Below are 16962 nucleotides of genomic sequence, written 5' to 3'. Positions count from 1 at the left end.
CACCTCACCACATCAGGGGAATGTAAAGACCCGAAAGGCGTCCAGAATCCTCGGCTAGGCTGGCAGGAACGCAGGACGGCGACGTCCGCGTATCCACAGGAATCTTCATCGAGGAAAGCAGGCGATCGACTGTGTCGAGCCAGGTGACGGGCGTCGGTACTTCGAGCGAGGGCGAGTTCGGCGCGAACGAGTGGCTCGTAGACGAACTCTACGAACAGTTCAAAGTCGACAAGCACTCCGTAGACAAGGCCTGGTGGCCGATTCTGGAGGCGTACCACCCGGTCGTCGATGGATCCTCCGCCGCCGCTCCCCCGCCCTCCGCGCCGCAGGCGCCGGCGGCGTCCGAGCCCAAGCCGGTGACGGCTCCCATCCCCGTGGTCGGTCAGGCGCCCGTCGCCCGCACGACGGCGAAGCCGGCCAAGCCGCAGCCGATCCCGGCGCAGGCGCCCAGCGTGGTGCCCTCCGCTGCCGGAGAGAGCACCGAAGAAGACCGCGTGACGGTCCTCAAGGGCATGCCGAAGGCCCTGGCGTCCAACATGGACGACTCGCTCACGGTGCCCACCGCGACCAGCGTGCGCACGATCCCGGCGAAGCTGATGATCGACAACCGCATCGTCATCAACAACCACATGTCGCGCACGCGCGGCGGCAAGGTGAGCTTCACCCACCTCATCGGCTGGGCGCTGATCCAGGCGCTCAAGGAGTTCCCCAGCCAGAACGTCTACTACGCCGAGATCGACGGCAAGCCCTCGGTCGTGGCCCCCGCCCACGTCAACCTCGGCATCGCGATCGACATGCCCAAGCCCGACGGGTCGCGCGCCCTCCTCGTCCCGAGCATCAAGCGGGCCGACACCCTCACCTTCGGCGAGTTCCTCGCCTCGTACGAAGACCTCGTGCGCCGCGCCCGCACCAACAAGCTGACCCCCGCCGACTTCCAGGGCACCACGGTCTCGCTCACCAACCCCGGCGGCATCGGAACGGTCCACTCGGTCCCCCGCCTCATGCGCGGCCAGGGCGCGATCATCGGCGCCGGTGCGCTCGACTACCCCGCCGAGTTCATGGGCGCGAGCGAGAAGACGCTCAACGAGCTGGCGATCGGCAAGACGATCACCCTCACCAGCACCTACGACCACCGCGTCATCCAGGGCGCCGGCTCGGGCGAGTTCCTCAAGAAGGTCCACGAGCTGCTCATCGGGCAGCGCGGCTTCTACGACGACATCTTCGCCGCCCTGCGCATCCCCTACGCGCCCATCCACTGGGCCGCCGACATCAGCGTCGACATCTCCGAGCGCATCGACAAGAGCGCCCGCGTGCAGGAGCTCATCAACTCCTTCCGCGTGCGCGGCCACCTCATGGCCGACATCGACCCGCTCGAGTACGTCCAGCGCACGCACCCCGACCTCGAGATCGAATCGCACGGGCTGACCTTCTGGGATCTCGACCGCGAGTTCGTGACCGGAGGTCTCGGCAACAAGCGCGTCGCCAAGCTGCGTGACATCCTCGGCGTGCTGCGCGACTCCTACTGCCGCACCATGGGCGTCGAGTACATGCACATCCAGGACCCGGCCCAGCGCCAGTGGTTCCAGAGCAACCTCGAGGTCAAGTACACCAAGCCCGGCCACGACGAGCAGCTGCGCATCCTGTCGAAGCTGAACCAGGCCGAGGCGTTCGAGACGTTCCTGCAGACCAAGTACGTCGGTCAGAAGCGCTTCAGTCTCGAGGGCGGCGAGTCCCTCATCCCCCTGCTCGACCAGATCCTCCAGGGTGCGGCCTCCGCCGGACTCGACGGGGCCGCCATCGGCATGGCCCACCGCGGGCGTCTGAACGTGCTCACCAACATCGCCGGCAAGACCTACGGGCACGTGTTCCGCGAGTTCGAGGGCGCCGTCGCGATCGGCAGCAAGCGCGGCTCCGGAGACGTCAAGTACCACCTCGGCACCGAGGGCACCTTCGTCGGTGACGCGGGCGACGAGCTCCCCGTGTACCTGGCGGCCAACCCCTCGCACCTCGAGACCGTCGACGGCGTGCTCGAGGGCATCGTCCGCGCCAAGCAGGACCGCAAGCCCATCGGCACGTTCTCGTGGCTGCCCATCCTCGTTCACGGCGACGCCGCGTTCGCAGGTCAGGGCGTCGTGGTCGAGACGCTGCAGATGTCGCAGCTGCGCGGCTACCGCACCGGCGGCACGATCCACGTGGTCGTCAACAACCAGGTCGGCTTCACCACGACTCCGACCGACGCCCGCACCTCGGTGTACGCCACCGACGTCGCCAAGACGATCCAGGCCCCGATCCTGCACGTGAACGGCGACGACCCCGAGGCCGTCGTCCGCGCCGCGGAGCTCGCGTTCATGTACCGCGAGGAGTTCCACCGCGACATCGTGATCGACCTCGTCTGCTACCGCCGCCGCGGTCACAACGAGGGCGACGACCCCTCGATGACCCAGCCCCTGATGACGAACCTCATCGAGGCGAAGCGTTCGGTCCGCCGTCTGTACACCGAGTCGCTCGTCGGCCGCGGTGACATCACCGAAGACGAGTACGAGCAAGCGAAGCAAGACTTCCAGAACCGCCTCGAGGTCGCCTTCGCCGACACGCACGAGGCCGAGACCGGTGCGAACCCCGTCGTCACCATCGACGCGACCGAAGAGCCGGCGGTGGGCGCTCCCGAGACCACGGGTGTTTCGCGCGAGGTCGTCCAGCACATCGGCGACGCCTTCGTGAACAAGCCCGACGGCTTCACGGTGCACACCAAGCTCCAGCAGCTGCTCGAGAAGCGCCACGACATGAGCCGCAACGGCAACATCGACTGGGCTTTCGGCGAGCTCCTCGCCTTCGGCTCGGTGCTGATGGAGGGCACCCCGGTACGCCTCGCGGGCCAGGACTCGCGTCGCGGAACCTTCGTGCAGCGTCACTCGGTGCTCCACGATCGCGACAACGGCCAGGAGTGGCTGCCGCTGGCGAACCTCAGCGAGAACCAGGGCCGTTTCTGGGTCTACGACTCCCTCCTGAGCGAGTACGCCGCCATGGCGTTCGAGTACGGCTACTCGGTCGAGCGCTCCGACGCGCTCGTGCTGTGGGAGGCGCAGTTCGGAGACTTCGCCAACGGCGCCCAGTCGGTCATCGACGAGTTCATCTCGTCGGCCGACCAGAAGTGGGCGCAGCAGTCGAGCGTCGTGCTGCTGCTCCCCCACGGCTACGAGGGCCAGGGACCCGACCACTCGTCGGCCCGCATCGAGCGCTACCTGCAGATGTGCGCACAGGACAACATGATCGTCGCCCGCCCCTCGACCCCCGCGTCGTACTTCCACCTGCTGCGTCGTCAGGCCTACCAGCGTCCCCGTCGCCCGCTCGTGGTCTTCACCCCGAAGGCGATGCTGCGTCTGCGCGGCGCGACGAGCCCCGTCGAGGACTTCCTCGAGGGTCGCTTCGAGCCCGTGCTCGACGACAACCGCGGGGTCGACAAGGGCGCCGTCACGCGTGTCCTGCTGCACGCGGGCAAGATCCACTGGGATCTGCGCGCCGAGCTCGACAAGAACCCGAACCCCGAGATCGCCCTCGTGCGCCTGGAGCAGTACTACCCGGCGCCCATCGAGGAGCTGACCCGCGTCCTCGGCGAGTACCCCAACGCCGAACTGGTGTGGGTGCAGGACGAGCCCGAGAACCAGGGGGCGTGGCCGTTCATCGCCCTCGAGATCGCCGATCAGCTCGGTGGCCGCTCGATCCGCCGCATCTCGCGCGCCGCCGCGGCCTCGACCGCGACGGGTTCGCCGAAGGTGCACGCCAACGAGCACGCCGCGATCATGAAAGAAGCGCTCGCGCGCTGACCCGCACGCCGAGGGGCCCGAACGACATCCTGTCGGTCGGGCCCCTCGGCGTTTCACCGCACCGGCGGCAGAGGGCTACAGCGTGTCCCCGGGCGCCGCGCTCTCACCAAGAGCTGCGCACACGCGCGCCTCGGCGGGAGGCCTGGCGGGGCCGGGATCGCCGAAACTGCATCTCGCCGACGAAGCGGCGTCATCCTGCGGCCCCGTTGTCAGCGAGATGCCGTCTCGCGCTCCCCGCGCCCCGCGCCCCGCGCTCCCCGCGCCCGCGGATCGGGCCTACCGCGTCGCCAAGCCGGGTCCGCGATCCATTTCCGGGCGAAGCCGCTCACGCTGTCTTCCGGCGGTGGCCTCAGGATGCCGGCGCAGCCAGCCCCAGCGTGGGCGCCAAGGCCGGGATCGCCCAGGCCAGACTGCCGTCGAGAGCCTCGCCGGTGTGCCCGGCTCCCTCGACGATGTGCGTCTGCACCGTGAATCCCGCGGCCTCCGCCGCCTTGGAGTTCGCGAGCTGCCCCGGGCCGTAGGTCTTGTCTTCGCTCCCCCACGTGAAGATCGCCGTGTGGCCGCTGAACGTGCCGGGCGCCGCGGCCGCCATGACCACCGACGGCTTGTTCGCCTGGAAGGCCCCGGCGTCTCCGTTGTACACGTCCTTGACCGTCTGATCGACGTGCTCCGACCCGGGGAACTCATTGCCCATCACGTCGAGCATCTGCCCCCACGTGCCCGGGTACTTGGCCCCGTACAGGGCGGCGCACGAGCCGCCGTTGGAGAACCCACCGATGGTCCAGTACGTGTGGTCGGTGGTGATGTTGAGGTTCTTCTCGGCCCACTGCGGCACGAGCTGGTTGATGTAGGTCGCAACGGCGCCGTACTTAGCGGAGTCGACGCACGTCGGATCGCGATCCGGGGCGGTCAGCTGGTCGACGACGATCGCGATGGGCGCGAGTCCCTTGTTCTTCGCAGCGAAGGCGTCGAGCGCCTTGGCCAGCGCCGTCGGGTCGGGAGAACCGGGTTGCCCCATCATGAACACCAGCAGAGGGAGAGCGGGAGGCTTGGCGACCTGGGCCGCGGGGGGCAGGTAGAGCGACGCGTCGCGCGCGGCGTACTGCCCGGTGGGGATCTTGGTGCTCCCCGTCAGAGCGCTGACCGATCCCTTGGTCGGCATGTCGGCCGGCGGCTCCCACGTCTGGTAGAGCGTGGCGGGATCTTCGGCGACGGCGTCCTGCTGCGGCAGAGACGCCGGATCGAGGGCTTGGACGCCGAGGATCGCGGCGAGGTTGTGGGTCACCCCGTACGAGGTGTTCACGCCGAGGACCCCCGCCAGCAGGGAGGCGATCACGGCGACGACGCCGAGGACGCGACGCGGCCACGGGGCACGGAAGATCCCGACGATGCCGATTGCGACGGCGACCATCGATCCCGATGCCCACCAGATGGCCGCGCCGGGCAACGGACCCTGGAAGGTGTTCATCGCCTCGAGGATCTTCGCGACGACGAACATCACGACGCCGGCAGCGATCCCGATCACGAGCGTGCCCACGACCCGACGCGGACGCCACACCACGACGGCGATCACGCCGAGGGCCGCGACGATGGCGCTGATGAGCAGCATGGGGCTGTCGATCAGTTCGAACGACAGGATGAACTTGTTCACCGGCGTCCCTCCCAGGCGGTTCGGGCCAGCGCAACGATCTCGCGGCGTGACGCGTCGGGCAGGTAGGCGCGTCCGACCGCGGCCCCGATGGCGGGAAGCTGCAGCGGATCACGGTAGGCGAGCGAGAGCGGGCGGTACCGGGGCCGGAACTTGCCCTTGAAGCGGAAGAGCGACGCGAACCCGTACGCCGGTTCGAGGACCTCGGCGAGCCAGCGCAGCAGAGCCCGAAGAGGCGCGGGGTCGCCGTCGACGGCTTCGTCCGGGTCGTCTGCGAGAGGCGCTCCCGACAAGCTCAAGACGGTGGCGCCCTCCTCTTGCAGCTCGAGGGCGGCCTTGGCGATGAGGAACTCCATCATGCCGTTGGGGCCGTCCGAGCGGCGCCGCATGAAGTCCAACGTCCACCCCGAGATCTCACCCGCCGTCCACGACGGCATCCAGCTGGTGACCGCCTCGATGCGATCGTCGGGGCCGACCGCCAACAGCAGGCGCACATCGCGGTCACGGAGTTCGTCGAGAGAGCCCAGGGTGAAACCCATCTCCGGCAGGGCGCGGTCGGCGACCCACTCCTCGTCGATGGCGATCACCTGCGAGGACTGACCGACGCTCAGTTCGTGCCAGCGCGACCACACGGCCGTGTACCCCTCGCGCTCGGCCCGGGTGAGGGGCTGCCGCACCTTCTGCCAGGTCTTGCCGGCGAAGGTCAGGCCCGGGAGGTCCATGACCGTCTCGACCCCGACGGGGACGTGTCTCCACCCCAGGTCGACCAGATCGTCGAGGGTGTCGGAGTGGATGCTGTAGAACGCCGGGGTCCACCCGTGCTCGACGCAGTAATCGGTAAAGCCCCTCAGCGCCTCCGGGCGCCGCCCCTCGGGGGCGAGGGGGTCGCCGACCGCCAGTGCCACGTCTCCACTCAAGCGGTAGGCGACGGCGCACTCCCGGTCGTCGGAGTACCAGTGGCTGTTCCCGGCCCAGGTGCCGAGGAAACCGAGCGTGTCGCTCCCGCGTCGCAGCAGATCGCGGTAGTGGCTGTCGTCGACCGCGGCGGGGCGCCGCGAGCGTCGATAGAGCCAGAGGATCGCGGCGACCACGATGGCCCAGAAGAGCACGCCGATCCACTGGTACGCGAAGAGCGCGGGTCCGCTGTGCGGGAACGCCGTGGACCCGCCCGGGTGGGTGAAGGACGGCGGGAGGAACCGTCGCACCGTCAAGCCGAGCAGATCGAGGACGGACACGTCCCGGTCGAAGGCGCGGTGCCCGATCGCCTCGACCACGAAGAGCGTCGTCGCGCACACGACGAAGGCGAGGGTGACCACCACGGCGACGATCCGCGCCGCGCGCGGGGTGGCGCGCACCGAGAAGCGCGCGCGGGCGACGACCAGGGCGGCGGCCAGCGCGAGGGGGATCACGATCGTCGCGATCGCCCAGAGCACGTACTCCGCGCCGCTGCCGTCGACCCACGGGTCGATGCGCAGGCGGCCGTCCAGCAGAGAGATGACGGGGAGGACGGCGGATGCCACGAGCACGAACTCCGCGACGATCCAGGCCGAGCGCCTCCCCTGCCGCAGCCCCCACGCGGCGACGAGGAGCAGCACGAGAGGCACGATCGCGAGGAGGGCGGGGCCCGCGCCCCGGGTCATGAGGAGGCCGATCTGCTCGTCGCAGACCGACGACGCGACTCTGCCGCACTGCGCGAGCAGTTCGTCGTCGTATTGCATGTAGGCGTCCACCACGAGCGAGAGCGGCCCGCGGCCTCCCCCGCTGACGAGCGCGACGATCGGGCCGCTGCCCACGACCGCGACCAGCAGGGCGAGGAGGGTTCGCGTCTCGCGCGTCGAACTGCGGTGCCACGACCGGCGCTCGCGGCCCCGCGCGAGCAGGGCACCGACGAAGAGTCCGATGACGGCCGCCGAGAGGCGGTACCAGGAGTCGGCGTCACCCGCGTAGAGCGCGAAGAGGGCCAACAGGGCGAAGCCGACCAGACGCAGACGACGACGCCAGAGCGTCGGTGCGAAGGCCGATCCGGCCATGACGGCCCCGGCGATCGCCGTGGTCGGGTCGAGCACGGGGACCTCGGCCGCGACGACGGGGCGGAGGTCGGTGATCGTCCAGGCGGCGGCGTGCAGGCCGATGCCCACGAGCAATCCGCTGAGCCCGATGGCGGCGAGGAACAGGCTCGTGCGCCGCGATCCGACCAGACGTTCGACGTACGCGAGCGCGGTCAGAGCGAGCAGCACCGACGAGAACGCGTCGATCGTCGAATCCGGCACGACGAGTGCGGTCAGCAGGGTCCACCAGCGGCCGCTGGCGAACGTGGCCAACGGCCCTGCTCCCCAGACCAGCGCGTCGTCGCCCCACAGCGACCCGGTCGCCGCGGCGGACGCCACGACGATCACCGCGACGACGATCGCCACCGGGTTGTGCGACAGGTAACGACGCAGCGACGCGCCCACCCTCGTCAGGCGTGACGGCGGTCGGTCGGCGACCGGAGGAGCGGCGGATTCGGACATCGGCGAAAGCGTATTGCCAATTCCTATGAGAAGGCGTCAGTACCAGATGTCGAGCAGCGGGGTCGCCTCGGGGGTGAAAGCCCGGTCGACGGAGACGAGGACGTCGGCCCCTGCCCGCACGAGTCCCGCGTGGGCGAGCTCCGTCGAGCGCACCCCGCCGAGCAGGAGCGAGCTCAGGGCGCCGACCGTCAGCTCGACCTCCGACGCCTCGCTTTCGTCCGCCCGGGTGACGACGGCTTCTCCGTCCGCGCCGACGCGCAGACGCCACGTTCCCTCGGCGAAGCCGAGCGGGTCGGCCACGCGGAGCACCACGTCGAGTGCTCCCGCGTACCGCCGCGAGCCCAGGGCCCCGGGCACATCGAGGATGCGCAGCCAGTGGTGGTCGGTGAGGGTCGCCGTCACGGCGCGACGGTCGGCGACCATCCACTGCACCGGCGGCACGGCGGGCTGCAGCCACGCTTTCACCCGACCGACGAGGTCGTGCTCGATCGCGAATCGCCAGAGGGCCGCGGACGCCTCGGCGTCGACGGCGAACAGGGCGCGCACCTCGAGCTCGTGCGCCGAGAAGTCGTCGCGCTCGTCGATCGTGTAGACGAGGATGCCCGTCTCGTCGCCGTCCGCGCCACGATAGGCGACCGCGCGGACCTTCTCGCCCGACTTGTCGCCGGGCGTGAGACCCGCGATCCCGCGCCACCGCCCGTCCCACCCGGGTACCGACCCGGGGCGCTGGATGCGCACTCGCTCGTGGACGGCCGCCACGCGCTCCACGACTGCCTCGCGCGGCACGAAGTCGAGCCGCCCGGGTGCCGTCGGACCCGTCCAGCGGGCGCGGCCCGTGTCGATCTGCACGTCGGAGGCCCACGCGGCGGGCGAGAAACCCCAGCGCCCGTAGATCGTCGCCTCGGTGACGGTGAGGCCCGCGATGGCGAAGCCGGCCGCGGCCGCCGTCCGCAGTTCACCGCCGATCATCGCGCGCGCGATCCCCCGGCGACGGTGCGTCGCGGCCACCGTGACGGCGCTGATGGACCAGAGCGGGGCGACGCGCCCCGGCGAGGTCGTCAGCTCGGAGGCCCACGAGTCGATCGTGCCGACCGGCACCGCGGGCTCGACGCCCCGACGGTCGTAGACCGCCGTCAGACGGCGGGTCCGCAGGGTCTTGCGCGCGTTCTCGGCCTCGTCGTCGGTCGACTCCCCGCCCAGGAAACCCCGGGCGACCGCCCGCTGGAACGGACGGAACCCCTCGCCGTCGGCATCCACCCGCTCGTATTCGAGCCCGGAGGCGGCGAGGTCGGCGGCGGAGGTCGGGTCGAGGGGCAGCGTCAGAGTGTCGAGGGATGCCATGACCCCAGCCTAGGGATCACCTCCGACACGCGGCGAGCGAACGCCCGCGGCGTCAGTGCGTGGCCTGGATGGCGCGCAGGCGCGAGAGCACCTGGTCGCGGAGTTCGTCGGGCGCCGTCTCTTTGCACGCACGCGCGACCACCTCGGTCAGCGTCCGTGCCACGAGGGCCTCGTCCTGGCATCCGGGGCAGTTCTCGAGGTGCTCCCGGATGTCCTTCTGCTGGGTCTTGCAGACCTCGTTGCGGAGGTACTCCTCAAGGTCGCGTCGCGCCTTGTCGCAGCCGCAGTCGCTCATTTCTTCTCTCCCGTCGCGGCCTGGATGCCGCGCTCCTTGGCGTAGTCCGACAGCAGGTCGCGCAGCAGCCGCCGGCCGCGGTGCAGACGGCTCATGACCGTACCGATCGGAGTCTTCATGATGTCGGCGATCTCCTGGTAGGCGAAGCCCTCGACGTCGGCGAGGTACACCGCCATCCGGAAATCTTCGGGGATCGACTGCAACGCGTCCTTCACGACGGATGCCGGCATGTGGTCGATCGCTTCGGCCTCGGCCGAACGGGCGCTGCTCGCGGTGGTCGATTCGGCTCCGCCGAGCTGCCAGTCCTCGAGATCGTCGATCGCGCTCTGGTAGGGCTCGCGCTGCTTCTTGCGATACGTGTTGATGTACGTGTTCGTCAGGATGCGGTAGAGCCACGCCTTCAGATTGGTGCCCTGCGTGAACGTCGCCCACGAGCCGAAGGCCTTCACGAAGGTCTCCTGCACGAGATCGGCGGCGTCGGCCGGATTGCGCGTCATGCGCATCGCTGCGGCGTACAGCTGATCCATGAAGGGCAGCGCCTGCTCTTCGAACTGTGCGCGGGGCTCCGCCTGTGGGCCGGCGTCTGCGGTGTCGTTCATCGCGCGCCAGTCTACGTCGAGCGTGTCGGCGACCACCGGGATGGCCTCCGGCAGGCGGTCGCGTTCGAGAAGTGCGGTCACGTGTCGTCCCCTTTCAGTAGGCTAGGAACCGATGACTCCCCTTGGGTATTCCCCTTCCGCCGCCACTCCCCGCGGTGAGTGGGACGCGCCCGTGTCCGACGGCCCCCTGGATGCCACGGTCACCGTGCCGGGTTCGAAGTCGCTGACCAATCGCGAACTGATCCTCGCCGCGATCGCCGACGGCCCCGGCACGCTGCACGGACCGCTGCACTCCGACGATTCCGCGCGCATGGTCGACGCGTTGCGCATCCTCGGCGTCGGGATCGACGAGATCGAGACCGGCTCGCCCTTCGGCCCCGACCTGCTGGTGACCCCTCCGTCCTCGTTCACGGGCGACGGCACGATCGACTGCGGCCAGGCCGGAACCGTCATGCGGTTCATCGCCCCCGTGGCGGGCTTCGCCCGTGGCGACGTGCACGTCACCGCGCACGAGAGCGCACTGCACCGTCCGATGGGCGCCATGATCCACGCCCTGCGCGACGTCGGTGTCGACATCGACGACGGCGGCCACTGGGCCCTGCCGTTCTCGGTGCGCGGGCACGGACACGTGCGCGGCGGCGAAGTCGAGATCGATGCGAGTCAGTCGAGCCAGTTCGTCTCGGGGCTCCTGCTCGCGGCCGCACGCTTCGACGTGGGGCTCCACCTGCGTCACGTCGGCTCGCGCCTTCCGAGCATCCCGCACATCGACATGACCGTCGAAGCCCTCGCCCACCGCGCGGTGCACGTCGAACGCCCCGCTCCCGGCGAGTGGATCGTGCCGGCCGGCCCCGTGCGCGCAAAGGACGTGGCGATCGAACCCGATCTCTCCAACGCCTCGCCGTTCCTCGCCGCGGCGATGGTCACGGGCGGCTCCGTCACCGTCACGGGCTGGCCGTTGCACAGCACGCAGCCGGGCGCTCTCCTCGTCGACATCCTCGCCGAGATGGGAGCCCGCGTCAGCCGTCGCGGCGGCGCCCTCACCGTGGCCGCCGGAGACGACGGCATCCTGGGTGTCGATCTCGACCTGTCCGCGGCGGGCGAGCTGGCGCCGACGCTGTTCGGCCTGGCGGCGTTCGCCGACGGTCCCACCACGCTCCACGGGATCGGGCACATCCGCGGTCATGAGACCGATCGCATCAGCGCCCTCGTCGGAAACCTCCGCTCGCTCGGCGGCGAGGCCCACGAGCTCGACGACGGCATCCGCATCGTGCCGCGGCCCCTCGTCGGCGGCGAGTGGAAGGCCCACCACGACCACCGTCTCGCCACCACCGGCGCCCTGATCGGTCTGCGTGTTCCCGGCGTGCGGATCGACGACATCGGAACCACCGCCAAGACCCTCCCCCAGTTCGCGGCGCTGTGGCAGGCGATGCTGCGCGCTCCCCGCGTGTGAGCGAGCAGCGACCGTGAGCTGGCTCGACGACGCCGACGACGACGAGGACGACCTCCGCTACGACGAGTCGTCCATCCGCGTCCGCCCCAATCCCAAGGCGAACAGGCCGCGGACGAAGCGGCGTCCCGCCCATGCCGACGCGCAGATCGCCCGCGTGCTCGGTGTCGACCGCGGCCGCTACACGGTCCTCGTCGACGAGGACGGCCCCGACGAACGTCGTGTGCTGGCCACTCGCGCGCGCGAGCTCCGCAAGCAGCCCATCGTCAACGGCGACCGCGCCCGCGTCGTCGGCGATCTCACGGGCGACGAAGGCACCCTCGGGCGCATCATCGGTCTCGAGGAGCGCACGTCTCTGCTGCGCCGCAGCGCCGACGACACCGACCAGGTCGAGCGCGTGATCGTGGCCAATGCCGACCAGATGCTCGTCGTGGTCGCCGCGGCCGACCCCGAACCCCGCGCCCGCCTCGTCGACCGCTACCTCGTGGCGGCGCTGGATGCCGGCATCCGTCCCCTGCTCGTCGTCACCAAGACCGACCTGGCCGACCCCACGGAGTTCCTCGCGCACTTCGTCGGTCTCGACCTGCGCGTGTTCACCAGCGCGCAGGGGCAGATGCCCCTCGACGAGATCGGCGAGGCCCTCGTCGGCCACTCGACGGTGTTCGTGGGGCACTCGGGCGTGGGCAAGTCGACGCTGGTGAACGCCCTCACGGGGTCGGAGCGCGCGATCGGTCATGTGAACACCGTCACCGGGCGGGGGCGTCACACCTCCTCGTCCGCGGTGTCGCTGCGGTACCGCGGACGCGCCGGCTCGGGCTGGGTCATCGACACCCCGGGCGTGCGGTCGTTCGGTCTCGGACACGTCGACCCCGCGCACGTCCTCGGCGCGTTCACGGATCTGGCCGAAGTGGCCGAGGAGTGCCCGCGCGGCTGCACGCACCTGCCCGACGCTCCCGACTGCGCCATCATCGAGGCGGTCGAGTCCGGCCGCCTCGGCCCCGGGGCCGCCGCCCGGTTGGACTCCCTGCAGCGCCTGCTGACGACGTTCCAGGGCATCGAGCGTTCTAGGCTGGAGGGGTGACGAACCTCGAAAAGGGCGACATCGCCCCCGACTTCACCCTCATCGACCAGGACGAACACCCCGTCTCGCTGGGCGACTTCCGCGGCCGCCGCGTGATCCTCTACTTCTACCCCGCGGCTCAGACGCCGGGATGCACCACGCAGGCATGCGACTTCCGCGACAGCCTCGCCTCTCTCCAGGGCGCCGGGTACACGGTGCTCGGGATCTCGCGCGACACCCCCGAGAAGCTGCGCGCGTTCCGCGACAGCGACGGTCTGACCTTCCCGCTGCTGAGCGACGCCGACCACGCCGTGCACGAGGCCTACGGCGCGTGGGGCGAGAAGCAGAACTACGGCAAGACGGTCACGGGCGTGCTCCGCTCGACCTTCGTCGTCGACGAAGAGGGCAAGATCGTCGAGGCGATGTACAACGTCAAGGCCACCGGCCACGTGGCGCGTCTGCGCAAGACCCTCGGTCTCGCCGCCGCCTGATCCGCGAATGCCGCGACCCCGCCCCGCACGAGCGGTCGGCGGGGTCTTCGCGTCTGCGCCGTGACTCAGTCGTCGTCGCGACGTCGCGGCGCCGCCGCGCGCACCGCCAGCGCGAGCAGCACGAGACCGACGACGGCCGGCACCGCGATGAGCACGGCGATCGCCGGAGACGCCCACTCCCCGGTCACCGCGCCGATGGCGACCGAGAGGATGAGCAGTTGCGTGACGATCCCCCCGGATCGACCGGCCGAGACATCGCGGGCCGTGGCGACGCCGAAGGCACCGACGATGGCCGCACCGACCACGGTGAGGACGATGAGGGCGAGCGAGCTCACCACCGAGTCGGTGTCGCCGCCGACGAGGGCGACCGTCTGCCAGCCGGCGAGCGCCAGGATGCCGAGGCTTTCGAGTCCGAGCAGGACCGCGGCAGCGAGACGAATCGGCATCCGGAAGGCCTCCCCGGCGGGCGAATCCGCGCCGTTACGATCTGGAAACCTCGCGGTTACCTCTTGATCAGGCGGAATCGCTATGGGAGCATGGAACAAGCCGTGTGCTCCCACAGCGAAGTGGGGCGAGCAATCGCTCGCGTTCCCACCAGGGTACCGGACCCGAATCCCGGTGCCGAATCGACCAATTTTCTGTTACAAGGAGCACCCCCATGGATTGGCGCGACAAAGCAGCCTGCCTCACCGTCGACCCCGAACTGTTCTTCCCGGTCGGCAACACCGGCCCCGCGGTCGACCAGATCGAGAAGGCCAAGTCGGTCTGCGCTCGCTGCACCGTCACCGAGGTCTGCCTGCAGTACGCCCTCGAGTCCGGCCAGGACTCGGGCGTCTGGGGTGGTCTGAGCGAAGACGAGCGTCGCGCGCTCAAGCGCCGCGCCGCTCGCGCCCGCCGCGCCTCCTGACGTCCGTCGCCGCGCCGAAGCCCGCCCCTCGGGGCGGGCTTTCGCGCGTTCAGGGCCCTGGCTCCCGCCTGAGCGCTCCCCGCGCCCCACGACACCCCGAACCTTCGAGACCCCGCGCCGCGCGCGCGACGCGGTAGGGAGCCGAGGCGACACGCCGTCCGGATCAAGGGATGCCGCGGGGCGGTGCCGCGTCAGGCTGCGGAACCGCCGATGTAGCGCAGCGGGATCTCGATGGTGACCTCGGTGCCGCTACCCATCAGGGTGTGCCAGTCGATCGTGCCGCCGAGCTCGCCCTGGATGAGGGTGCGGACGATCTGCGTACCGAGCCCGCGGCCCACCTGACCCTCGGGCAAGCCCACTCCCGTGTCGCGCACGCTGACCTCGAGCATCTCGCCGCTCCGCTCCGCCGCGATCTCGACATCGCCCTCTTGCCCGGCGAGCCCGTGCTCGACCGCGTTGGTGACGAGCTCCGTGAGCGCGAGGGCCAGCGGGGTGGCGAACTGACTCGGGAGCGTGCCGAACTTGCCCGTGGTGCGCGTGCGCGCCCGTGTGTTGGGGGCCGCGGCGACCTCGGCGACGAGCTTGAGCACGCGCGCGAAGACGTCGTCGAAGTCGACGTTCTGGGCGAGTCCCTCCGAAAGGGTGTCGTGCACCACGGCGATCGCCGACACGCGGCGCATGGCCTGGGTGAGCGCGTCGCGCGCCTCGTCGGAATGGGTGCGGCGCGCCTGGATGCGCAGCAGCGAGGCGACCGTCTGCAGGTTGTTCTTGACGCGGTGGTGGATCTCGCGGATCGTCGCGTCCTTGGTGATGAGTTCCTGCTCCTGGTGGCGGATCTCGGTCACGTCGCGACTCAGCACGATCGCGCCGATGCGCGTGCCGCGGTCGCGCAGCGGGATCGTGCGCAACGAGACCTGCACGCCGCGCGCCTCCATGTCGGCGCGCCAGGGAGCGCGCCCGCTGACGACGACGGGAAGGGACTCGTCGACGTCCTGGCGCTTGGCCGGGAGGATGCGCGCGGTCACCTCGGCGAGCGACTCACCCTCAAGCTCGTCGTCGAAGCCCATGCGGTTGAACGCCGAGAGCGCGTTCGGGCTCGCGAAGGTGGTGATGCCGTCCACGTCGAGACGGATGAGTCCGTCGGAGGCGCGGGGAGCCCCGCGCCGGGGGGCGGTCGGGGCCGAGAGGTCGGGGAACTCGGCCGAGGCGATCATGCCGAAGACGTCGTCGGCGCAGTCGTTGAAGGTGATCTGCTGCCGCGAGGGGGTCCGCGTCTCGCCGAGATTGGTGTGGCGGGTCAGCACGCCCACCGTCGTCACCGCGTGGCCCTCGCGCGAGAGCTCGCGCACGATCGGCACCGCGCGCACGCGCGTGGGCGTCTCTTCGAACCAATCGGGGGATGCCGAGTCGACGATGCGACCGCTCTGGAAGGCCTCCCGCACCTGGGTACGCCACTGCGGACGGACGCGGTCGCCGACGATGTCGCGGTAGAAGAGCGTCGCCGCTCCCCCGGGCCGCGTGTGGGCGACGGCGACGAACGAGTCGTCGGGAGTGGGGACCCAGATGACGATGTCGGCGAACGCGAGGTCGGCGAGCAACTGCCCGTCGCCCGCGAGCCGGTGCAGCCACTCGACGTCCGCCTCGCTGGAGCGGCCCTGGGCGTAGACGAGTTCACTGAGTGTCGACACCCCTCCACCCTAGGGGGAGCCTCCGACGCGGGCATCCGCGAGAGGCGTCCGGCCGGCGCTCGGTGAGGGTGCGGGTGAAGTTCGACCGCCTCGAATGCGTCGGCAGGTTAAGGCGCGGGCGAGAGAAACCCACCCGTCCCCTCGAGCTCTCCTGCCCGGCAGGCCCGGGCGGTGCGCAGGGTGAGGTCGCGACGTCCGCACAATGGTGGACGTGGTGAGGCCAAGACGGAGAGGCACTCACCCCGTGGACGATTTACCGTGACGACGAACGTCGCACAATCGCCCGGAAGCGATCCCGTCCGGGTGGTCGCGCCAGCGCCCGACGATGCGCGCCGCGACCTCGAGGTCGGGGCTCCCCCGCGCCGGGACGCCGATCCCGAAGGCGTTCACGCGTCCGCCGGCGAGCAGCCCGACATGACGCGGAGAGCGTCCCTCTCGAGCGACCCGTGGGCGACGAGGTCCGTGGAGCTGAGGGAAAGAGTCGCGGTGCGGAACGGTCGACGCGGCGACGAGAAGAATGACCGCGGCTCCTCCTCAACCTCACCCCGTCGAAAGCCCTCCACAGACACCGCGAAAACTCCGTGGCCCGTGCGATGACTGTCCTACTGTCGGCCTCACCCCGACTCGCCGAACGTACGACGCACAGACAGAGGACCCATGCCCGAATCAGCACGGCGACGCGAACCTTCGCGGCGTGCCCAGCAGAACGCCCGTCCAGTGAGCAATCCGGGTCCGGAGCACGCCGCTGACGGCCTCCCCGCCATCGAGGTCTTCGTCGGCAACATGGTCCGCGGTGTCCTCGAGGTGGTCGCCGGCGTCCGTGACCCGGAGCAGTTGGCACGGTGGATGTCCGAGGAGGTCTACCGTGCGCTCCTCGTGCGAACGAGCCTCGCCGCCCGCGCCCGGAGTGCGCGAGGCGTTCAGATGTACCGCGCCGTCCACCATGTCCGCGGCATCCGCCTCTTCTCACCTCGGGAAGGTGCCCTCGAAGCGACCGTCATCGTCTCGGGTCGTCTGCGTACCCGCGCCATCGCCCTCCGGCTCGAGACGATCGAGCGACGGTGGCGCATCACGGCGCTCCACCTGCTGTAAGCCGGCGACCGCCCGACGAGACCGCGCCGACCGGCGAAGTCGTCGACCTCTTCTCGCCCG

Annotated in this window: 13 protein-coding genes; 6 read left to right on the top strand and 7 right to left on the bottom strand. The window is 70.3% G+C overall.

Translation table 11 applies throughout. The annotated features are described in order from the left end of the window. Window positions 1-131: 131 nt before the first annotated feature. The gene (locus OVA26_RS06560; protein ID WP_268103509.1) at window positions 132-3824 is read left to right on the top strand and encodes a multifunctional oxoglutarate decarboxylase/oxoglutarate dehydrogenase thiamine pyrophosphate-binding subunit/dihydrolipoyllysine-residue succinyltransferase subunit; all 3693 of its coding nucleotides are present in this window, start codon (window positions 132-134) and stop codon (window positions 3822-3824) included. A 349-nt stretch (window positions 3825-4173) separates the two neighbouring features. Here the strand turns inward: OVA26_RS06560 and OVA26_RS06555 are convergent, their stop codons facing one another. Genes OVA26_RS06555 through OVA26_RS06535 form a run of 5 tightly spaced genes read right to left on the bottom strand, consistent with a single transcriptional unit; the run spans window position 4174 to window position 10217 of the window. Continuing rightward, window positions 4174-5475, bottom strand: coding sequence for an alpha/beta hydrolase (locus tag OVA26_RS06555; RefSeq protein ID WP_268103508.1), 1302 nt, complete (start codon window positions 5473-5475; stop codon window positions 4174-4176). Next, window positions 5472-7982: a bifunctional lysylphosphatidylglycerol flippase/synthetase MprF gene (locus tag OVA26_RS06550; RefSeq protein WP_268103507.1), complete on the bottom strand. Its 2511-nt coding sequence runs from the start codon at window positions 7980-7982 to the stop codon at window positions 5472-5474. Before OVA26_RS06550 ends, OVA26_RS06555 begins: the two co-directional genes overlap by 4 nt. Before the next feature lie 36 nt (window positions 7983-8018). Further along, window positions 8019-9323, bottom strand: coding sequence for a GNAT family N-acetyltransferase (locus tag OVA26_RS06545; RefSeq protein WP_268103506.1), 1305 nt, complete (start codon window positions 9321-9323; stop codon window positions 8019-8021). A gap of 52 nt (window positions 9324-9375) precedes the next feature. Further along, window positions 9376-9618 carry a zf-HC2 domain-containing protein gene (locus OVA26_RS06540; protein ID WP_056226914.1) on the bottom strand — a complete coding sequence of 81 codons (243 nt, stop codon included), beginning with the start codon at window positions 9616-9618 and terminating at the stop codon, window positions 9376-9378. Then, window positions 9615-10217 carry a sigma-70 family RNA polymerase sigma factor gene (locus OVA26_RS06535; protein WP_056228410.1) on the bottom strand — a complete coding sequence of 201 codons (603 nt, stop codon included), beginning with the start codon at window positions 10215-10217 and terminating at the stop codon, window positions 9615-9617. Before OVA26_RS06535 ends, OVA26_RS06540 begins: the two co-directional genes overlap by 4 nt. 112 nt (window positions 10218-10329) lie before the next feature. Between OVA26_RS06535 and aroA the strand changes: the two genes are divergently transcribed. Genes aroA through bcp form a run of 3 tightly spaced genes read left to right on the top strand, consistent with a single transcriptional unit; the run spans window position 10330 to window position 13215 of the window. After that, window positions 10330-11667, top strand: a complete 1338-nt coding sequence (gene aroA / locus OVA26_RS06530) for a 3-phosphoshikimate 1-carboxyvinyltransferase (protein ID WP_268103505.1) — start codon at window positions 10330-10332, stop codon at window positions 11665-11667. A gap of 13 nt (window positions 11668-11680) precedes the next feature. Further along, window positions 11681-12745, top strand: coding sequence for a ribosome small subunit-dependent GTPase A (rsgA, locus tag OVA26_RS06525; protein WP_056226911.1), 1065 nt, complete (start codon window positions 11681-11683; stop codon window positions 12743-12745). Continuing rightward, complete coding sequence (bcp, locus tag OVA26_RS06520) at window positions 12742-13215, top strand: thioredoxin-dependent thiol peroxidase (protein ID WP_268103504.1); 474 nt, start codon at window positions 12742-12744, stop codon at window positions 13213-13215. The genes rsgA and bcp overlap by 4 nt, the downstream gene beginning before the upstream one ends. Before the next feature lie 65 nt (window positions 13216-13280). Here the strand turns inward: bcp and OVA26_RS06515 are convergent, their stop codons facing one another. Continuing rightward, on the bottom strand, window positions 13281-13661 hold the full coding sequence (locus tag OVA26_RS06515) for a histidine kinase (RefSeq protein ID WP_268103503.1): 381 nt from the start codon (window positions 13659-13661) through the stop codon (window positions 13281-13283). 212 nt (window positions 13662-13873) lie between these two features. Between OVA26_RS06515 and OVA26_RS06510 the strand changes: the two genes are divergently transcribed. Further along, entirely contained in the window at window positions 13874-14122 is a 249-nt protein-coding gene (locus tag OVA26_RS06510; RefSeq protein WP_013583608.1) for a WhiB family transcriptional regulator, read from the top strand. A 191-nt stretch (window positions 14123-14313) separates the two neighbouring features. Here the strand turns inward: OVA26_RS06510 and OVA26_RS06505 are convergent, their stop codons facing one another. After that, on the bottom strand, window positions 14314-15810 hold the full coding sequence (locus tag OVA26_RS06505) for a sensor histidine kinase (RefSeq protein WP_115915631.1): 1497 nt from the start codon (window positions 15808-15810) through the stop codon (window positions 14314-14316). A 717-nt stretch (window positions 15811-16527) separates the two neighbouring features. Between OVA26_RS06505 and OVA26_RS06500 the strand changes: the two genes are divergently transcribed. Then, on the top strand, window positions 16528-16902 hold the full coding sequence (locus tag OVA26_RS06500) for an Rv3235 family protein (protein WP_268103502.1): 375 nt from the start codon (window positions 16528-16530) through the stop codon (window positions 16900-16902). Window positions 16903-16962: the final 60 nt, after the last annotated feature.

Origin of the sequence: Microbacterium sp. SL62 (assembly GCF_026672635.1) — a bacterium.
Lineage (GTDB): Bacteria > Actinomycetota > Actinomycetes > Actinomycetales > Microbacteriaceae > Microbacterium > Microbacterium testaceum_A.
This window is presented reverse-complemented; position numbering and strand designations above follow the sequence as displayed.

Coding starts and splice junctions, on each gene's coding strand:
- OVA26_RS06510 (WP_013583608.1), top strand. CDS start 13,874: ATGGATTGGCGCGACAAAGCAGCCTGCCTCACCGTCGACCCCGAACTG.
- OVA26_RS06545 (WP_268103506.1), bottom strand. CDS start 9,323: ATGGCATCCCTCGACACTCTGACGCTGCCCCTCGACCCGACCTCCGCC.
- OVA26_RS06535 (WP_056228410.1), bottom strand. CDS start 10,217: ATGAACGACACCGCAGACGCCGGCCCACAGGCGGAGCCCCGCGCACAG.
- OVA26_RS06515 (WP_268103503.1), bottom strand. CDS start 13,661: ATGCCGATTCGTCTCGCTGCCGCGGTCCTGCTCGGACTCGAAAGCCTC.
- aroA (WP_268103505.1), top strand. CDS start 10,330: ATGACTCCCCTTGGGTATTCCCCTTCCGCCGCCACTCCCCGCGGTGAG.
- OVA26_RS06550 (WP_268103507.1), bottom strand. CDS start 7,982: ATGTCCGAATCCGCCGCTCCTCCGGTCGCCGACCGACCGCCGTCACGC.
- OVA26_RS06540 (WP_056226914.1), bottom strand. CDS start 9,618: ATGAGCGACTGCGGCTGCGACAAGGCGCGACGCGACCTTGAGGAGTAC.